Here is a 206-nt window from a genome sequence, read left to right as displayed (position 1 = left end):
GTGTAGGTGATGGTGCCGTTTTCATTCACGGTCGGATTGGCGGTCAATGTCACCGTGGTGGTGTCGTTGACGTCGCTGACCACGGTGCTGACTGGAGCGGTGTTTGGAGCAATGGCTTCCAGATTGCCGCCGGATGCATCTTTGATCGACTCAGTAACCGTCGTTGGACCTTGGTACACATCGTTGCCAACAGCCACGTCCAACAC

1 protein-coding gene is annotated in these 206 nt (G+C 55.8%); it reads right to left on the bottom strand.

The features are described 5' to 3' along the window. A partial coding sequence (locus AC3A5O_RS28880; RefSeq protein ID WP_487754031.1) for an immunoglobulin-like domain-containing protein occupies positions 1-206 on the bottom strand: 206 nt, incomplete at both ends.

This window comes from Pseudomonas sp. Soil_N_39, assembly GCF_057655955.1.
Note: the sequence above shows the minus strand (reverse complement) of the source record. Positions and strands in the feature narration are given on the sequence as shown.